This is a genomic window from Zobellia uliginosa, from assembly GCF_018860745.1.
Classification (GTDB): domain Bacteria; phylum Bacteroidota; class Bacteroidia; order Flavobacteriales; family Flavobacteriaceae; genus Zobellia; species Zobellia uliginosa_B.
Genome location: NZ_JAHKPY010000012.1, coordinates 245,353 through 262,649, shown reverse-complemented (window position 1 = coordinate 262,649; position 17,297 = coordinate 245,353). Strand labels below are relative to the sequence as shown.

The 17,297-nt window shown below is 38.4% G+C and carries 32 protein-coding genes; all 32 read left to right on the top strand.

The window, feature by feature from the left end; all coding sequences use genetic code 11:
* The first annotated feature begins 35 nt into the window (after positions 1-35).
* On the top strand, positions 36-410 hold the full coding sequence (gene rpsL / locus KO521_RS12560) for a 30S ribosomal protein S12 (RefSeq protein WP_010519393.1): 375 nt from the start codon (positions 36-38) through the stop codon (positions 408-410).
* 74 nt (positions 411-484) lie between these two features.
* Positions 485-961, top strand: coding sequence for a 30S ribosomal protein S7 (gene rpsG, locus KO521_RS12555; protein WP_215940254.1), 477 nt, complete (start codon positions 485-487; stop codon positions 959-961).
* A gap of 6 nt (positions 962-967) precedes the next feature.
* Positions 968-3,103 carry an elongation factor G gene (gene fusA / locus KO521_RS12550; protein WP_215940253.1) on the top strand — a complete coding sequence of 712 codons (2,136 nt, stop codon included), beginning with the start codon at positions 968-970 and terminating at the stop codon, positions 3,101-3,103.
* A 12-nt stretch (positions 3,104-3,115) separates the two neighbouring features.
* Positions 3,116-3,421, top strand: coding sequence for a 30S ribosomal protein S10 (rpsJ, locus tag KO521_RS12545; protein ID WP_007094989.1), 306 nt, complete (start codon positions 3,116-3,118; stop codon positions 3,419-3,421).
* A gap of 189 nt (positions 3,422-3,610) precedes the next feature.
* A complete protein-coding gene (gene rplC / locus KO521_RS12540) occupies positions 3,611-4,228 on the top strand; it encodes a 50S ribosomal protein L3 (RefSeq protein ID WP_215940252.1) in 618 nt (205 codons plus the stop codon).
* A complete protein-coding gene (rplD, locus tag KO521_RS12535; protein ID WP_215940251.1) occupies positions 4,228-4,857 on the top strand; it encodes a 50S ribosomal protein L4 in 630 nt (209 codons plus the stop codon). The genes rplC and rplD overlap by 1 nt, the downstream gene beginning before the upstream one ends.
* Before the next feature lie 6 nt (positions 4,858-4,863).
* Positions 4,864-5,154: a 50S ribosomal protein L23 gene (gene rplW, locus KO521_RS12530; RefSeq protein WP_194524650.1), complete on the top strand. Its 291-nt coding sequence runs from the start codon at positions 4,864-4,866 to the stop codon at positions 5,152-5,154.
* A 9-nt stretch (positions 5,155-5,163) separates the two neighbouring features.
* Positions 5,164-5,988, top strand: coding sequence for a 50S ribosomal protein L2 (gene rplB / locus KO521_RS12525; protein WP_215940250.1), 825 nt, complete (start codon positions 5,164-5,166; stop codon positions 5,986-5,988).
* A gap of 13 nt (positions 5,989-6,001) precedes the next feature.
* Positions 6,002-6,280, top strand: coding sequence for a 30S ribosomal protein S19 (gene rpsS / locus KO521_RS12520; protein ID WP_215940249.1), 279 nt, complete (start codon positions 6,002-6,004; stop codon positions 6,278-6,280).
* Positions 6,281-6,283: 3 nt separating this feature from the next.
* Positions 6,284-6,691, top strand: a complete 408-nt coding sequence (gene rplV, locus KO521_RS12515) for a 50S ribosomal protein L22 (protein WP_215940248.1) — start codon at positions 6,284-6,286, stop codon at positions 6,689-6,691.
* 1 nt (position 6,692) lies between these two features.
* Positions 6,693-7,415 (top strand): 30S ribosomal protein S3, encoded by a 723-nt coding sequence (gene rpsC, locus KO521_RS12510; protein WP_215940247.1) that lies wholly within the window; start codon positions 6,693-6,695, stop codon positions 7,413-7,415.
* A 19-nt stretch (positions 7,416-7,434) separates the two neighbouring features.
* The gene (rplP, locus tag KO521_RS12505) at positions 7,435-7,866 is read left to right on the top strand and encodes a 50S ribosomal protein L16 (RefSeq protein ID WP_215940246.1); all 432 of its coding nucleotides are present in this window, start codon (positions 7,435-7,437) and stop codon (positions 7,864-7,866) included.
* An 8-nt stretch (positions 7,867-7,874) separates the two neighbouring features.
* Entirely contained in the window at positions 7,875-8,066 is a 192-nt protein-coding gene (gene rpmC / locus KO521_RS12500) for a 50S ribosomal protein L29 (RefSeq protein WP_215940245.1), read from the top strand.
* A 13-nt stretch (positions 8,067-8,079) separates the two neighbouring features.
* A complete protein-coding gene (gene rpsQ / locus KO521_RS12495; RefSeq protein WP_013993866.1) occupies positions 8,080-8,340 on the top strand; it encodes a 30S ribosomal protein S17 in 261 nt (86 codons plus the stop codon).
* A 1-nt stretch (position 8,341) separates the two neighbouring features.
* Complete coding sequence (gene rplN / locus KO521_RS12490; RefSeq protein ID WP_013993867.1) at positions 8,342-8,710, top strand: 50S ribosomal protein L14; 369 nt, start codon at positions 8,342-8,344, stop codon at positions 8,708-8,710.
* A gap of 13 nt (positions 8,711-8,723) precedes the next feature.
* Entirely contained in the window at positions 8,724-9,038 is a 315-nt protein-coding gene (gene rplX / locus KO521_RS12485; RefSeq protein WP_215940244.1) for a 50S ribosomal protein L24, read from the top strand.
* 3 nt (positions 9,039-9,041) lie between these two features.
* Positions 9,042-9,593 carry a 50S ribosomal protein L5 gene (gene rplE, locus KO521_RS12480; RefSeq protein WP_215940243.1) on the top strand — a complete coding sequence of 184 codons (552 nt, stop codon included), beginning with the start codon at positions 9,042-9,044 and terminating at the stop codon, positions 9,591-9,593.
* Between the two features lies 1 nt (position 9,594).
* Positions 9,595-9,864, top strand: a complete 270-nt coding sequence (rpsN, locus tag KO521_RS12475) for a 30S ribosomal protein S14 (protein WP_076455840.1) — start codon at positions 9,595-9,597, stop codon at positions 9,862-9,864.
* A 65-nt stretch (positions 9,865-9,929) separates the two neighbouring features.
* Positions 9,930-10,328, top strand: coding sequence for a 30S ribosomal protein S8 (gene rpsH, locus KO521_RS12470; RefSeq protein WP_215940242.1), 399 nt, complete (start codon positions 9,930-9,932; stop codon positions 10,326-10,328).
* Positions 10,329-10,346: 18 nt separating this feature from the next.
* On the top strand, positions 10,347-10,889 hold the full coding sequence (gene rplF / locus KO521_RS12465; protein ID WP_215940241.1) for a 50S ribosomal protein L6: 543 nt from the start codon (positions 10,347-10,349) through the stop codon (positions 10,887-10,889).
* 9 nt (positions 10,890-10,898) lie between these two features.
* Positions 10,899-11,255: a 50S ribosomal protein L18 gene (gene rplR / locus KO521_RS12460; protein WP_215940240.1), complete on the top strand. Its 357-nt coding sequence runs from the start codon at positions 10,899-10,901 to the stop codon at positions 11,253-11,255.
* Between the two features lie 8 nt (positions 11,256-11,263).
* Positions 11,264-11,788, top strand: a complete 525-nt coding sequence (gene rpsE, locus KO521_RS12455; protein ID WP_215940239.1) for a 30S ribosomal protein S5 — start codon at positions 11,264-11,266, stop codon at positions 11,786-11,788.
* Positions 11,789-11,799: 11 nt separating this feature from the next.
* The gene (rpmD, locus tag KO521_RS12450; RefSeq protein ID WP_215940238.1) at positions 11,800-11,982 is read left to right on the top strand and encodes a 50S ribosomal protein L30; all 183 of its coding nucleotides are present in this window, start codon (positions 11,800-11,802) and stop codon (positions 11,980-11,982) included.
* 13 nt (positions 11,983-11,995) lie between these two features.
* Positions 11,996-12,448, top strand: a complete 453-nt coding sequence (gene rplO, locus KO521_RS12445) for a 50S ribosomal protein L15 (protein ID WP_215940237.1) — start codon at positions 11,996-11,998, stop codon at positions 12,446-12,448.
* A gap of 12 nt (positions 12,449-12,460) precedes the next feature.
* Positions 12,461-13,804: a preprotein translocase subunit SecY gene (gene secY / locus KO521_RS12440; RefSeq protein ID WP_215940236.1), complete on the top strand. Its 1,344-nt coding sequence runs from the start codon at positions 12,461-12,463 to the stop codon at positions 13,802-13,804.
* A gap of 2 nt (positions 13,805-13,806) precedes the next feature.
* Entirely contained in the window at positions 13,807-14,022 is a 216-nt protein-coding gene (gene infA, locus KO521_RS12435; protein ID WP_013751343.1) for a translation initiation factor IF-1, read from the top strand.
* 24 nt (positions 14,023-14,046) lie between these two features.
* The gene (gene ykgO, locus KO521_RS12430) at positions 14,047-14,163 is read left to right on the top strand and encodes a type B 50S ribosomal protein L36 (RefSeq protein WP_013305171.1); all 117 of its coding nucleotides are present in this window, start codon (positions 14,047-14,049) and stop codon (positions 14,161-14,163) included.
* A 2-nt stretch (positions 14,164-14,165) separates the two neighbouring features.
* Complete coding sequence (rpsM, locus tag KO521_RS12425) at positions 14,166-14,540, top strand: 30S ribosomal protein S13 (protein ID WP_215940235.1); 375 nt, start codon at positions 14,166-14,168, stop codon at positions 14,538-14,540.
* 13 nt (positions 14,541-14,553) lie between these two features.
* Positions 14,554-14,958: a 30S ribosomal protein S11 gene (gene rpsK / locus KO521_RS12420; protein WP_215940234.1), complete on the top strand. Its 405-nt coding sequence runs from the start codon at positions 14,554-14,556 to the stop codon at positions 14,956-14,958.
* Between the two features lie 86 nt (positions 14,959-15,044).
* Positions 15,045-15,650: a 30S ribosomal protein S4 gene (rpsD, locus tag KO521_RS12415; protein WP_215940233.1), complete on the top strand. Its 606-nt coding sequence runs from the start codon at positions 15,045-15,047 to the stop codon at positions 15,648-15,650.
* Positions 15,651-15,668: 18 nt separating this feature from the next.
* Entirely contained in the window at positions 15,669-16,661 is a 993-nt protein-coding gene (locus KO521_RS12410) for a DNA-directed RNA polymerase subunit alpha (protein WP_215940232.1), read from the top strand.
* Positions 16,662-16,722: 61 nt separating this feature from the next.
* Positions 16,723-17,274 (top strand): 50S ribosomal protein L17, encoded by a 552-nt coding sequence (gene rplQ, locus KO521_RS12405; RefSeq protein ID WP_215940231.1) that lies wholly within the window; start codon positions 16,723-16,725, stop codon positions 17,272-17,274.
* Positions 17,275-17,297 lie beyond the last annotated feature (23 nt).

The window sequence follows — 17,297 nt, the reverse complement described above, 5'->3', positions numbered from 1 at the left end:
TTAAACAAGGGGTTATTTATACATATATATTTAGTATGCCAACAATTTCACAATTAGTACGAAAAGGAAGGTCCACGATTACTAAGAAGAGTAAATCGGCGGCTTTGGATTCGTGTCCTCAGAGAAGAGGGGTTTGTACTCGTGTTTATACGACTACACCGAAGAAACCAAATTCAGCTATGAGAAAAGTAGCAAGGGTAAGGTTGACAAACGGTAAGGAAGTAAATGCTTACATACCCGGGGAAGGACATAACCTCCAGGAGCACTCGATAGTATTAGTAAGGGGCGGAAGGGTAAAAGATTTGCCAGGTGTTAGATACCATATCGTTAGAGGTGCTTTGGATACTGCAGGTGTTGCAGGAAGAACTCAACGAAGGTCTAAGTACGGTGCAAAACGCCCTAAGAAGTAAATGAACAAAGAGTAGTGGGTGAAGATTGAGATGATGAGTTTCAATATGAATTCAAGACTCTAAACTATTAAGTAATGAGAAAAAGACAGGCAAAGAAAAGACCGCTTTTACCAGATCCAAGATTTAACGATCAATTGGTAACACGTTTTGTTAACATGATGATGTGGGACGGTAAGAAGTCAATCGCTTTTAATGTTTTCTATGATGCAATGGATATCGTAGAGGAAAAAAAGACCGATGAAGAAAAAACTGCTTTAGAACTTTGGAAGGATGCACTTTCAAATGTTATGCCTCACGTAGAGGTTAGGAGTAGGAGAGTAGGTGGTGCTACATTTCAGATTCCAATGCAAATTAGGCCGGATCGTAAGATTTCAACTGCAATGAAGTGGTTGATTAGTTTTGCAAGAAAGCGTAATGAAAAAGGAATGGCACAAAAATTAGCAGCAGAGGTTCTTGCCGCTTCGAAAGAGGAAGGTGCGGCTGTTAAAAAGAGGGTAGATACGCATAAAATGGCTGAGGCTAACAAAGCTTTTTCACACTTTAGATTCTAATCGAAAATGGCAAGAGATTTAAAATTTACAAGAAATATAGGTATTGCTGCTCATATTGATGCTGGTAAAACAACAACAACGGAGCGTATACTTTTTTATACGGGTGTTAGTCATAAGATAGGTGAGGTGCACGATGGTGCGGCTACTATGGACTGGATGGAGCAGGAGCAAGAGCGTGGGATTACCATTACTTCTGCTGCTACAACATGTACATGGAAGTTTCCAATGGAAAACGCGAAGGCGTTGCCTGAAACTAAAGATTATCACTTTAATATAATAGACACACCGGGACACGTTGATTTTACGGTTGAGGTAAACCGTTCATTACGTGTTTTAGATGGTCTGGTTTTTCTTTTTAGTGCAGTAGATGGTGTTGAGCCACAGTCTGAAACTAACTGGAGATTAGCTGATAACTATAAAGTTCCGCGTATTGGTTTCGTGAATAAAATGGATCGTCAAGGTTCTAACTTCTTAAATGTGTGTAAGCAGGTTAAAGAGATGTTAGGTTCTAATGCCGTCCCTATTGTTTTGCCTATTGGTGATGAAGCTGATTTTAGAGGAATCGTGGATTTGGCAAAAAACAGAGCAATCGTTTGGCATGAAGAAGGTTTCGGGTCGACTTTTGATGTTGTGGATATTCCTGAAGAGATGAAGGCGGAAGTTAAGGAGTATAGAGCTGCTTTAATTGAGGCTGTTGCTGAATATGATGAAGAGTTGATGGAGAAGTTCTTCGAAGATGAGGATTCTATCACGGAAAAAGAAGTTCATGCTGCATTAAGAGCTGCTGTAATGGATAGGGCTATTATTCCTATGATATGTGGTTCTTCATTTAAAAATAAAGGTGTTCAGTTTTTGTTGGATGCAGTTTGTAGATATTTGCCTTCACCGGTAGATAAAGATGCTATTGTTGGTGTCAATCCAGATACAGGTGAGGAAGAGTCAAGAAAACCGGATGTTAAGGAGCCGTTTGCTGCTTTAGCATTTAAAATTGCGACAGATCCTTTTGTAGGTCGGTTGGCTTTCTTTAGAACGTATTCAGGTCGTTTGGACGCTGGTTCTTATATATTGAATAACCGTTCAGGTAAAAAAGAGCGTATCTCACGTATTTATCAGATGCATTCCAATAAACAAAACGCTATAGATTTTATCGAAGCTGGGGATATTGGAGCTGCTGTAGGGTTTAAGGATATTAAAACTGGAGATACAATGTCTGCTGAGAAGCATCCTATTGTATTGGAAAGTATGGATTTTCCAGATCCGGTAATCGGTATTGCTGTTGAGCCTAAGACTAAGGTTGATGTTGATAAATTAGGTATGGCTTTGGCTAAATTGGCTGAAGAGGATCCTACTTTTCAAGTTAAAACTGATGAAGCTTCAGGTCAGACTATTATATCTGGTATGGGTGAGCTTCACTTGGATATTATTGTAGACCGTTTAAAGCGTGAATTCAAAGTTGAGGTGAATCAAGGTGAGCCTCAGGTAGAATATAAAGAAGCACTTACTAAATTGGCTTCGCACCGAGAAACTTATAAAAAGCAATCCGGTGGTCGTGGTAAGTTTGGTGATATTGTTTTTGAAATGAGTCCTGCAGATGAGGATTTTGAAGGAGAAGGATTGCAGTTTGTTGATGAGATAAAAGGTGGTCGTATTCCTAAAGAATTTATTCCTTCGGTAGAGAAAGGTTTTAAAGCGGCAATGTTAAACGGTCCGTTGGCAGGTTTCGAAATGGATACAATGAAAGTTGTATTGAAAGATGGGTCTTTTCACCCTGTGGATTCTGATGCACTTTCTTTTGAATTGGCGGCAAAAATGGGATACAAAGCGGCTGGTAAAGCAGCTGGTGCCGTAATAATGGAGCCAATCATGAAGATCGAGGTGCTTACACCTGAGGAAAACATGGGTGATATTGTTGGTGATTTGAACCGTAGGAGAGGTACAATCAGCGATATGAGTGATAGGGCAGGTGCTAAAGTTGTAAAAGGTACAGTGCCATTGTCTGAAATGTTTGGATATGTAACTTCATTAAGAACATTATCGTCTGGTAGAGCAACATCAACTATGGAATTCTCGCATTATGCAGCTACTCCATCGAATATTTCAGAAGAAGTTATAAAGGCAGCAAAAGGTATTACAACCGCTTAATTTTTTAAAAAGATGAGCCAGAAAATTAGAATAAAATTAAAATCTTACGATCACAATTTGGTAGATAAGTCTGCTGAAAAAATCGTAAAGACGGTAAAAACTACCGGAGCTGTGGTAACTGGTCCAATTCCATTGCCTACGCATAAAAAAATATTTACGGTTTTGCGTTCACCGCACGTAAATAAGAAATCTAGAGAACAATTTCAACTTAGCTCGTATAAGCGTTTGTTGGATATTTATAGTTCTTCATCAAAGACTATTGATGCGCTTATGAAGCTTGAGCTTCCTAGCGGTGTAGAGGTTGAGATAAAAGTATAGTTTTAGCCCATCCGTTTATGGATGGGGGACATGTCCCGAGCTGCGTGCGAGGGAAAAACGGAAGAAACAATCAGGGTTGAATTGTTTTGACCCTGTTTTTTTGTCCCATAGTTAACGAGTAATTAATATAAGTATATATAAACGGAAGACGGGTTTTGTTAAATCTGAATTCCATAATCTAAAATCAGTATGTCTGGGTTAATTGGAAAAAAGGTAGGCATGACCAGCATCTTTGATGAGAACGGGAAGAATATTCCTTGTACCGTTATTGAAGCAGGGCCATGTGTAGTCACCCAAGTCAGAACCGAAGAAGTTGATGGTTATAAGGCCCTTCAGCTTGGTTTCGATGACAAGGCAGATAAGCGTGCTAATAAGGCCGAAGCAGGTCATTTTAAAAAAGCAGGTACGTCTCCTAAGAAAAAAGTCGTTGAGTTTCAAGGTTTTGATGAGGATTACAAATTAGGAGACACCGTTGGTGTTGATGTATTTGTGGAAGGAGAATTTGTAGATGTAATAGGTACGTCTAAAGGTAAAGGGTTTCAAGGTGTTGTAAAGCGCCACGGATTTGGTGGTGTAGGTCAGGCGACTCACGGTCAGCATAACCGTTTGAGAGCTCCAGGTTCCATTGGTGCTGCATCTTATCCTGCTAGAGTTTTTAAAGGAATGAAAATGGCCGGTAGAATGGGTGGCGATAGAGTTACCGTTCAAAACCTTAGAGTGTTAAAGGTGGTTCCGGAAAAGAACCTTTTAGTAGTAAAAGGGGCTGTTCCAGGTCATAAGAACGCTTACGTAACTATCGAAAAGTAATGAAGGTAGCAGTTTTAGATATCAAAGGAAAAGAAACAGGTAGAAAGGCAGACCTTTCTGATGCTGTTTTTGCAATAGAGCCTAATGATCATGCGGTGTACTTGGATGTTAAGCAGTATTTAGCACACCAAAGGCAAGGAACGCACAAAGCTAAAGAGCGTGCGGAAATTGCGGGAAGCACTCGTAAGATCAAGAAGCAAAAAGGAACTGGTACAGCACGTGCCGGTAGTATTAAATCTCCTATTTTTAGAGGTGGTGGTAGAATTTTTGGGCCAAGACCTAAAGATTACGGTCAAAAGTTGAACAAAAACGTTAAGCGTTTGGCTCGTAAATCTGCACTTAGTATCAAGTCTAAAGAACAAGCAATTTTGGTTGTGGAAGACTTTAATTTTGATACGCCAAAGACAAAAGATTTTCAAGGAGTTTTGAAGTCATTGGGACTTGAAAACAAAAAATCGTTGTTTGTCTTGGGTGATTCAAATAATAGCGTATATTTGTCTTCGCGAAATTTGAAAGGTTCCGAAGTTGTAACTTCCTCAGAAATAAGCACTTATAAAATTCTTAATGCAAATAGTATTGTGTTGTTGGAAGGTGCTTTAGAAGGATTGGAGTCAAACTTAACAAAATAGAAAGCCATGAGTGTGTTGATAAAACCAATAATAACGGAAAAAATGACCGCCGAGAGTGAGTTATATAATCGTTATGGTTTCGTAGTTGATCCAAGGGCCAACAAGATTCAGATAAAGGATGCTGTAGAGGCAACTTACGGTGTTTCGGTAAAGAAAGTGCGTACCATGAATTATGGTCCGTCTCGTAAAACACGTTTCACCAAAACCGGCGTACAGCATGGTAAAACTAATGCTATTAAAAAAGCAATAGTGGATGTGGTTGAAGGTGATATCATTGATTTTTACAGTAATCTATAAAGACAAGAAATGTCAGTTAGAAAATTAAAACCCATAACCCCCGGTCAGCGTTTTAGAGTAGTAAATGGTTTTGACGCCATTACTGCTGATAAGCCGGAGAAGAGTTTACTCGCTCCGTTAAAAAAATCGGGAGGAAGAAACAGTCAAGGAAAGATGACCATACGCCATAGAGGTGGTGGGCATAAGAGAAGGTATCGTGTAATAGATTTCAAAAGAGATAAGCAAGATGTTGCTGGTGTTGTTGAGTCTATCCAATATGATCCAAATAGAACCGCTTTTATTGCATTGTTAAAATATGCTGATGGTGAGAAGAGGTACATCATCGCGCAAAACGGATTGCAAGTAGGTCAAGAGGTTTCTTCTGGTAGTAATGTTGCTCCTGAAATTGGTAATGCATTACCTATAAGTGAAATTCCATTAGGTACTATTATTTCTTGTATAGAATTACGACCTGGTCAGGGAGCTGTTATGGCTAGAAGTGCAGGTACTTTTGCTCAGTTAATGGCGAAAGACGGTAAATTTGTTACTGTTAAGATGCCTTCAGGTGAAACTAGATTGATATTGTCTACGTGTATGGCTACGATAGGAGCTATTTCAAACTCTGATCATCAGTTATTGGTATCTGGTAAAGCAGGTAGAAGTAGATGGTTAGGCAAGAGACCTAGAACTAGGCCGGTTGCTATGAACCCTGTTGATCACCCAATGGGTGGTGGTGAAGGTAGGGCTTCTGGTGGTCATCCAAGATCAAGAAACGGAATACCGGCTAAAGGTTATAGAACGCGTACTAGGACCAAGAAGACGAATAAGTATATTCTAGAACGTAGAAAGAAATAAAAAGTAAGAAACAATGGCACGATCGTTAAAAAAAGGACCTTACGTTCATTATAGCTTGGAGAAAAAAATCCAGCAAACCGCTTCTTCCGGGAAGAAGAGCGTTATTAAAACGTGGTCAAGAGCATCGATGATAACACCTGATTTTGTAGGTCAGACTATAGCTGTTCACAATGGAAGGCAGTTTGTTCCTGTTTTCGTTACAGAGAATATGGTAGGTCATAAATTAGGCGAATTTTCTCCAACAAGATCTTTTAGGGGTCATGCGGGAGCCAAGAACAAAGGTAAAAAGTAAGCTATGGGAGTTCGAAAAAAACAGATGGCCGAAAGAATTAAGGCCGAGAAAAAACAGATAGCGTTCGCCAAGTTGAACAACTGTCCTACATCGCCTAGAAAAATGCGTTTGGTAGCTGATCTTGTAAGAGGTGTAAAGGTTGAAAAAGCTTTAGCTATTTTGCGTTTTAATCCAAAAGAGGCTTCTCGTAAGATAGAGAAGTTGTTGCTTTCTGCGTTGGCAAACTGGCAATCCAAGAATGAGGATGCTAGTGTAGAGGATGCAGATCTTTTTGTAAAGGAAATCCGTGTTGATGGAGGTAGTATGTTAAAAAGATTGCGTCCAGCTCCACAGGGTAGAGCACATAGAATTAGAAAACGTTCCAACCATGTTACATTGGTTTTGGGGTCTAATAATAATATAGAAAGCTAGAATGGGACAGAAAACAAATCCGATAGGAAATCGTCTAGGAATTATCAGGGGATGGGAATCTAACTGGTACGGTGGAAACGATTATGGAGATAAGCTAGCTGAAGACGATAAGATACGTAAGTATATTCATGCGCGTTTAGCGAAAGCCAGCGTTTCAAGAGTAATTATCGAACGTACCTTAAAGTTGATAACAATAACTGTGACAACCGCAAGACCTGGTATTATTATAGGTAAAGGTGGTCAAGAGGTAGATAAGCTTAAGGAAGAGCTTAAGAAAATCACGAATAAAGAGGTTCAGATCAATATTTATGAGATCAAAAGACCTGAACTTGATGCAAATTTGGTAGCGGCAAGTGTTGCTCGTCAAATTGAAAGCAGAATTTCATTTAGAAGAGCTATTAAAATGGCTATTGCTGCGGCAATGAGAATGAATGCTGAGGGTATTAAGATTCAGATTTCAGGTCGTTTGAACGGAGCAGAGATGGCGCGTTCAGAATCTTATAAAGATGGTCGTATTCCATTGTCTACTTTCCGTGCAGATATCGATTATGCTTTACATGAAGCACAAACGACTTACGGTAAGTTAGGGATAAAGGTTTGGATTATGAAAGGTGAAGTGTACGGCAAACGTGAATTGTCTCCGTTAGTGGGAATGACCAAGGGTCAATCTTCAAAGGGTGGTGATAAACGTGATGGCGGAAGAAAGCAACGTCGTAGAAAGTAATTTTTTAAAGAAGTAAACAATGTTACAACCTAAAAGAACCAAGTTTCGTAAGATGCAAAAGGGCCGCATGAAAGGCAATGCGGGTAGAGGATTTCAATTATCAAATGGAATGTTCGGCATTAAAACTTTGGATTCAAAATTTATAACGTCACGTCAGATCGAGGCTGCTCGTATCGCGGCTACTAGATATATGAAAAGGCAAGGCCAGTTATGGATAAAGATATTTCCGGACAAGCCTATTACCAAAAAACCTCTTGAGGTTCGAATGGGTAAGGGTAAGGGTGCTCCTGAGTATTTCGTTGCTGCCGTGAAGCCTGGAAGAGTTTTATTTGAAGTTGCTGGTGTACCTATAGATGTTGCTAAAGAAGCATTAAGGTTGGCAGCGCAAAAGTTACCTGTGCAAACAAAATTTATTGTTGCACGTGACTACGTTGATCAAGATTTAATCTAAGTTGTACCATGAAAAACAAAGAAATTAAAGAACTGTCTACAGAAGAACTTAAGCAGAAGCTTGCTGAGTTTAAAAAGGAGTCTGCGAACCTTAAGATAGCGCATTTTGTAACGCCTCTTGAGAATCCACTTCTAATCAGAAAGACAAGAAGAACGGTAGCTAGATTAGCAACGGAATTAACTAATAGGGAAAACCAATAACTGGTTCTGCTTTATGGAAGAAAAAAGAAACTTAAGAAAAGAGAGGATAGGGGTTGTAACCAGTAACAAAATGGAGAAATCCATTGTTGTGGCAGAGGTAAAGCGAGTAAAGCACCCTATGTACGGTAAGTTCGTTTTAAAGACGAAAAAATACGTTGCACATGATGAAAAGAATGACTGCAATGAAGGTGATACCGTTAAGATAATGGAGACGCGCCCGTTGAGTAAGACTAAAACTTGGCGTTTAGTAGAAATCTTAGAAAGAGCTAAATAATATGTTACAGCAAGAATCAAGATTAAAGGTAGCGGATAACACTGGGGCAAAAGAAGTTTTGACCATTCGTGTTCTTGGGGGAACCAAGAGAAGATACGCTTCCATCGGAGATAAGATCGTTGTTACCGTTAAAGAGGCTACGCCAAATGGGGGTATTAAAAAAGGTGCAGTGTCTACGGCGGTAGTTGTAAGAACAAAGAAAGAAGTTAGAAGACCAGATGGTTCATACATTCGTTTCGATGACAATGCCTGTGTATTGTTAAATCCAACGGGAGAAATGAGAGGAACCCGTGTTTTCGGTCCGGTTGCCCGCGAATTACGCGACAAGCAATTCATGAAAATTGTTTCATTGGCCCCTGAGGTACTTTAATATTAGAGCAAGCATGAAAAAGTTGAAAATTAAAACGGGAGATACGGTTCGTATCATTGCAGGAGACCATAAAGGTACTGAAGGCAAGGTTATGACTGTAAACCGTGAAAAGAACAAAGCTATCGTTGAAGGTGCTAATATGGTTTCTAAACATCAGAAGCCAAGTGCGCAAAATCCTCAAGGTGGTATCGTTAAAAAAGAAGCTCCTATCCATATATCTAATCTTGCGCTTATTGATGCAAAATCAGGTGAGACTACAAGAGTAGGGTACGAGGTTAGAGACGGGAAGAAAGTCCGGTTATCTAAGAAATCCAATGAAGTAATATAAGTTATGGCTTACGTTTCAAGGTTAAAGAAAGAATACGGTGAGCGTATTGTAAATGCGCTCAAAGAAGAGTTTGGTTACAAAAATGTAATGCAAGTACCAAAACTTCAGAAGATAGTTGTGAGTAGAGGTGTAGGTGCCGCTGTTGCAGATAAGAAACTTATCGATCATGCGGTAGATGAATTGACTAATATTACTGGTCAAAGAGCTGTTGCTACATTATCTAAGAAAGATGTTGCGGCGTTTAAGTTGCGTAAAGGCATGCCAATTGGTGCTAAAGTAACTTTACGTGGTGAGCGTATGTACGAATTTTTAGATCGATTAATTACAAGTGCATTGCCACGAGTTCGTGATTTTCAAGGGATTAAAGCTACAGGCTTTGATGGTCGTGGAAATTATAGCCTTGGTGTTACGGAGCAAATAATTTTTCCTGAAATCAATATTGATAAAATCAATAGAATTGACGGAATGGATATTACCTTTGTAACTACGGCCGAAACGGACAAAGAAGCAAAATCATTATTAACGGAATTAGGATTACCTTTTAAAAAGAAGTAGTATGGCTAAAGAATCAATGAAGGCCCGTGAGCGCAAAAGGGCAAAGACTGTTGCTAAATATGCCGAGAAAAGAAAAGCTTTAAAAGAGGCTGGAGATTACGAAGCGTTGCAAAAGTTGCCAAGAAATGCATCTCCTGTTCGTATGCACAATCGTTGTAAATTAACAGGTAGACCAAAAGGATATATGAGAACTTTTGGTATCTCTAGGGTTATGTTCAGAGAGATGGCCAATAAAGGTCTTATACCAGGTGTTAAAAAAGCAAGCTGGTAATAAAATTGAATAACTGGTTTCAGGTTTGTTATTAAGAACGAAAACCGTTACCGAATTATATACAGATGGTTACAGATACTATAGCAGATTATCTAACGAGAGTTAGAAATGCCAGCAGAGCTGGTCACAGAGTCGTAGAAATTCCTTCTTCCAAAGTGAAGAAAGAAATGACTAAAATATTGTTCGATCAGGGCTATATTTTAAGCTACAAGTTCGAAGAGGACAAAGTTCAAGGTTCTATTAAGATAGCTTTGAAATATGACAAGGCAACTAAAGAGCCTGTTATCAAAAAAATTCAGAGAATCAGTAAGCCAGGTTTACGTAAGTATGCCGGAGCTGAAAATCTGCCTAGAGTCCTAAATGGCCTAGGAATAGCGATAGTATCTACCTCTCATGGGGTAATGACTAGCAAGCAGGCAAAAAATGAGAATGTAGGTGGCGAGGTGCTTTGCTACGTATATTAATAGAATAAATAGTAAGAAATGTCAAGAATTGGTAATAATCCGGTAGCTATTCCTGAAGGGGTTACTGTTGAGGTAAAGGATAACGAGGTTGTCGTAAAAGGCAAGTTGGGTGAACTTACCCAAGAGTTTTCTGCCGTCGAGATAAAAAATGAAGAGAACCAGGTTTGGGTAACCAGACCGTCGGATTCTAAAGAGCATAAGGCGAAGCATGGTCTTTATCGTGCTCTGGTTAAGAATATGATTGAGGGTGTTTCTAAAGGTTGGACTAAAGAATTAGAGCTTGTAGGTGTAGGTTACCGTGCTAGTAATCAAGGTCAAAAATTAGATATCGCCTTAGGGTTTTCTCACAATATAGTTATAGATATAGCTCCAGAAGTTAAGGTTGAAACTGTATCTGAGAAAGGAAAGAATCCAATTATAAAATTGACATCTTTCGACAAACAACTAGTGGGTCAAATTGCCGCTAAAATACGTGGGTTCCGTAAGCCTGAGCCTTATAAAGGAAAAGGTGTTAAGTTTGTTGGCGAGCAATTAAGAAGAAAAGCAGGTAAATCAGCTTAATAGTATATCATGGGATTATCAACAAGCGAAAGAAAGCAGAGAATACGGAGAAGAATCAGAAAGGTTTCCACTGGAACAGCGGAAAGACCTAGATTGTCGGTTTTTAGAAGTAATAAAGAAATTTATGCTCAAGTTATAGATGATAAAAAAGGAGTCACTTTGGCTTTTGTATCGTCTAGAGACAAAGATTTGGCAAAGGAAAAAGGTACTAAGATAGAAATTGCTAACCTTGTAGGTAAGTCAATTGCTGCTAAGTGCAAGGAAGCAGGTATTGAAAAAGTTGCTTTTGATAGAGGTGGTAATCTTTACCACGGAAGAGTGAAATCTTTGGCTGACGGCGCAAGGGAAGCAGGACTTAATTTTTAAATAAGAGTATGTACCAGAAATATAAAAACGTAGAGACCGTTAAACCCGGTGGATTAGATCTTAAAGATAGGTTGGTAGGTATACAACGTGTTACCAAGGTTACTAAAGGTGGTAGAGCTTTTGGTTTTTCAGCTATAGTTGTTGTAGGTGATGAAAGCGGAGTAGTTGGTCACGGTTTAGGAAAATCTAAGGAGGTAGCAACGGCTATTGCTAAAGCTATTGAAGATGCGAAAAAGAATTTAATTCGTATTCCTCTGAATAAGGCTACATTGCCTCATGAGCAAAAAGGGAAATTTGGAGGCGCTCGTGTATATATTCAACCGGCATCTCACGGTACCGGAGTTATTGCAGGTGGTGCCGTAAGAGCGGTATTAGAGGCAGTGGGTGTGCATGATGTACTTTCTAAGTCCCAAGGTTCTTCTAATCCTCATAACGTTGTAAAAGCCACTTTTGATGCGCTTTTACAGTTGAGGGATGCAAGAACCGTGGCAAGCCAAAGAGGTGTGTCTCTTGAAAAAGTTTTTAAAGGTTAAGTAGAAATATTATGGCAAAGAAAATTCTGGTAAAACAGTTAAAGAGCAGCATCAAAAGACCACAGAACCAAAAGCGTACATTATCTGCTTTAGGTCTAAAAAAAATCGGTCAAGTAGTAGAGCATGATGCCACGCCGAATATCCTCGGTATGATAGCTAAAGTTGAACATTTGGTTTCCTTTGAGGAGGCTTAAATAGCATATTATAATGAATTTAAGTAATCTAAAGCCGGCAGAAGGTTCTACCAATAGAGCTGGCAAAAGAATAGGTAGAGGTCAAGGGTCTGGAAAAGGTGGTACTGCCGCTAGAGGACACAAAGGTGCCAAGTCTAGATCTGGTTATTCTAAGAAAGTTGGTTTTGAAGGTGGTCAGATGCCACTACAGAGACGTGTGCCTAAATTTGGTTTTACAAACATAAACCGAGTGGAATATCAGGGTATTAACGTTGAAAGGTTGCAAGAGTTAGTTGATGACAAAAAAGTTAAAGACGCTATTACTTTTGAAACTTTAGTAGAAAACGGTTTGGCCAAAAGTAAAGACCTGGTAAAAATATTAGGTGGTGGAGAATTGAAAGCTTCACTAAAAGTTTCAGCGCATAAATTTACAGCAAGTGCTAAAGCGGCCATTGAAGCTGCTGGTGGAGAAGCAATAAATTTATAAGCATAACTGACCATGAAGAAATTTTTCGAGACCATATCCAATATTTGGAAGATAGATGAGCTAAGGAATAGAATTTTACTAACCCTTGGTTTGTTATTGGTATACCGTTTTGGTTGTCAAATTGTTCTTCCAGGTATTGATTCTACACAATTATCTCAACTAGCCTCGAGTACTGATTCTGGTATTTTTGGACTATTGAATGCTTTTACCGGTGGTGCTTTTGCTAATGCATCAATATTTGCGTTAGGCATTATGCCTTATATTTCGGCATCTATTGTTGTACAACTTATGAGTATTGCCATTCCTTATCTACAGAAGTTGGATAAAGAAGGTGAGAGTGGTAGAAAAACGAAGAATCAGATTACACGTTGGTTAACTATTGGTATCTGTGTTGTACAGGCACCAGCTTATTTATATGGTTTAGAGGCTTTTGGAGTTCAAGATAGTGCCTTTGTTTTGGGTAAAGGTTTGGATTTCATGGTTCCTGCAGTTATTATCTTGGTTACAGGTTGTGTATTTGCCATGTGGTTAGGAGAGAAAATTACCGATAAAGGTATTGGTAATGGAATCTCATTATTAATTATGATAGGTATTATAGCAACTATGCCTCAATCTTTCGTGCAGGAATTTATCTCTAGAACTGTCGATAATAATGGTGGCTTAATGTTTATCTTGATAGAAATAATACTTTGGTTCTTGGTAATCTTAGCTAGTATTCTATTGGTGATGGCTACACGTCAAATACCTGTGCAGTATGCAAGAAGGACGGCTTCTGGCGGATATGAAAAGAACATAATGGGTTCTAGACAATACATACCATTAAAGCTTAATGCTTCGGGAGTAATGCCTATTATATTTGCTCAAGCAATTATGTTTGCACCAAGTTTAATTGGAAAAACGTTTAATAGCAGCGCAGCGGGTCAATGGATGGAAGTTCAGTTTCAGGATATATTTGGTCTAGCTTACAATGTGTTGTTCGGTTTATTGATAATTATTTTCACATATTTCTATACAGCTATTACTGTACCGACCAATAAAATGGCAGATGATTTAAAAAGAAGTGGTGGTTTTATACCGGGTATTAGACCGGGCAAAGAGACTGGAGACTTTTTAGATAAAATAATGTCTTTGATAACGTTGCCAGGTTCCGTATTTTTGGCCCTTTTAGCAGTTTTACCTGCTATTGTGGTAAAATTGATGGATATTCAAGCAGGTTGGGCAATGTTCTATGGGGGTACATCACTTTTAATTATGGTAGGTGTAGCTATTGATACAGTACAACAGGTAAATGCTTATTTGTTGAATAGACATTATGACGGGTTGATGAAATCTGGGAAAAATAGAAAAGTCGCATAAGTATGGCTAAACAAGCAGCAATAGAACAAGACGGGTCTATAATTGAAGCATTGTCAAACGCAATGTTTAGAGTTGAGTTAGAAAATGGGCATGTAGTAACGGCTCACATTTCAGGAAAGATGCGTATGCATTACATTAAATTACTTCCTGGTGATAAAGTGAAATTGGAAATGAGTCCTTATGACCTATCCAAAGCCAGAATTACATATAGATATTAGTAATACGATAGAAGAATAAGAACGATGAAAGTTAGAGCATCAGTTAAGAAAAGAAGTGCCGACTGCAAGATTGTACGCAGAAAAGGCAGGTTGTACGTAATCAACAAAAAGAATCCTAGATTTAAACAAAGACAAGGATAATTATGGCAAGAATTGCAGGTATAGACATACCAAAACAGAAAAGGGGCGTAATTGCATTGACCTATATTTTTGGTGTCGGTAGAAGTAGGGCTAAAGAGATTTTAGAGAAGGCCCAAGTGAGTGAAGATACAAAAGTGTCTGATTGGAACGATGAGGAGATTGGTCGTATCAGGGATGCCGTTTCTTCTTTTACAATAGAAGGTGAGTTGCGTTCTGAGACACAGCTTAATATTAAGCGTCTAATGGATATTGGTTGTTACCGTGGTATCCGTCATAGATCAGGTCTTCCTCTTAGAGGACAACGTACCAAGAATAACTCTAGGACGAGAAAAGGAAAAAGAAAAACGGTAGCCAACAAGAAGAAGGCAACTAAATAATAAGTAGGTTATTATGGCAAAGGCAACTACAAAAGCAGGTGCAAAAGCGGCAAAGAAGCGTAAAGTAATCGTTGATTCGGTTGGAGAGGCTCACGTAACTGCATCTTTTAATAATATTATAATTTCCCTTACCAATAAAAAAGGAGATGTCATTTCATGGTCATCTGCTGGAAAAATGGGTTTTAGGGGTTCTAAGAAAAATACTCCTTATGCTGCACAGGTTGCTGCTGAAGAGTGTTCTAAAACTGCTCATGAAGCTGGTTTAAGAAAAGTAAAGGTTTATGTAAAGGGACCTGGAAATGGAAGAGAATCCGCCATTCGTGCCGTTCATAATTCTGGTATAGAAGTTACCGAGATTATTGATGTTACACCTATGCCGCATAATGGTTGTCGTCCTCCAAAAAGAAGAAGAGTTTAATTAATTACTAATATTTCACAGAAGTGTTGTTAACGATTATCGAAGGATAAGCCTTAATTCATAATCACACTTCTAAATTTAAGAAAATGGCAAGATATACAGGACCAAAGAGTAAAATCGCACGTAAATTCGGCGAAGCAATTTTCGGAGATGATAAGTCTTTTGAAAAGAAAAATTACCCTCCAGGGCAACATGGTAACGCAAGACGTAGAGGTAAAAAGTCTGAGTACTCAGTACAGTTAATGGAAAAGCAGAAAGCTAAGTACACCTACGGTATTTTGGAAAAGCAATTTAGAAATATCTTCTCTACTGCTAAGAGAAAAGAAGGTGTTACTGGTGAGGTATTACTTCAATTATGTGAATCACGTTTGGATAACGTAGTTTTCCGCATGGGAATTTCTCCTTCAAGAAGAGGGGCAAGACAATTGGTATCACACAGACACATTACAGTAAATGGAGAATTGGTAAACATACCTTCTTATTCACTAAAAGCAGGTGATGTTGTAGGAGTTCGTGAAAAATCTAAATCTCTACAATCTATACAAGATTCACTTGCTGCTAACAGTAAAGTGTACGAATGGATTACTTGGAATTCAGAAAAGAAAGAAGGAGCTTTTGTAACTGTTCCTGAAAGACTTCAAATTCCAGAGAATATCAAAGAACAATTAATAGTTGAGCTTTACTCTAAATAATAAAGAACACTAAGTCATATGGCATTATTTAATTTTCAGAAACCCGATAAAGTAATAATGATCGATTCTTCGGATTTCGAAGGAAAGTTCGAATTTCGTCCTTTAGAGCCCGGTTATGGATTGACTGTTGGGAACGCACTTAGAAGAGTGTTGCTTTCTTCATTGGAAGGACATGCTATTACCTCTTTGAGAATGGATGGTGTAGAGCATGAGTTTTCGGTTGTTTCTGGCATAGTAGAAGATGTTACAGAAATAATATTGAATCTTAAGCAAGTACGCTTTAAGAAACAAATAGAAGATTCTGAAGCAGAAGTAGTTTCAATTTCCGTAAGTGGAAAAGAGCAATTGACTGCTGGTGATTTTCAGAAATTTATTTCTGGTTACCAAGTGTTGAATCCGGATTTGGTTATCTGTAATATGGATTCTAAAGTTAACATCAATATGGAAATAGTTATCGATAAAGGTCGTGGCTATGTTCCTGCTGATGAGAACAAGAAATCAAATGCTGCTTTAGGTACTATAGCTATTGATTCTATCTTTACACCTATAAAGAATGTAAAATATAGTATTGAAAACTTTCGTGTAGAGCAAAAAACGGATTATGAAAAATTGGTTTTCGAAATTGTAACCGATGGTTCAATTCATCCTAAAGATGCTTTAACCGAAGGTGCTAAGGTTTTGATTCACCACTTTATGTTGTTTTCTGATGAGCGTATCACTTTAGAGGCAGATGAAATAGCTCAAACTGAAACTTACGATGAAGAGTCGTTGCATATGCGTCAGTTGTTGAAAACGAAATTGGTAGATATGGATCTTTCCGTACGTGCCTTGAACTGTTTGAAAGCAGCGGAAGTAGATACTTTGGGAGATTTGGTTTCTTTCAATAAGAATGACTTGATGAAATTTAGAAATTTCGGTAAGAAGTCATTAACAGAATTAGAAGAATTGGTTATCAATAAGGGGCTTAGCTTCGGGATGGACCTTTCGAAATATAAATTAGATAAAGATTAATCGATATTTCTTACACGAAGGGAAATTCCCTGGGATTGGAGAAATACATTAGAATAAGATAATGAGACACGGTAAAAAAGTCAATCATTTAGGACGTAAAACAGCGCACAGAAAGGCGATGTTAGCCAATATGGCCTGTTCATTGATTGAACACAAAAGAATTAATACAACTGTAGCTAAAGCTAAGGCTTTAAAACAATTTGTTGAACCTTTGATTACAAAATCAAAAGCAGAAAATAATGTTTCCGCTGAGAAGGGAACACATAACAGACGTATTGTTTTCAAAAACCTAAGAGATAAGTTTGCAGTTAATGAGTTGTTCAGTACTGTAGCGGAAAAGGTAGCCGATAGACCAGGAGGTTATACCAGGATAATTAAGCTTGGTAATCGTTTGGGAGATAATGCTGACATGGCAATGATCGAGCTGGTTGATTTTAACGAACTATATAACGCTGGTAAAGCCAAAAAGAAAACTACTAGAAGAAGTAGAAGAGGTGGTAAAAGCGAAGTAGAAGCTACTAAAGAGGCTAAGACTCCACCTGTGGTTGCCGAGGATTCTGAAAAAGGGTCTCAAAAAGATATCGAAACAAAAGCAGACGATTCAGAAGAATAAGATGTTGATATTTAATAATATTT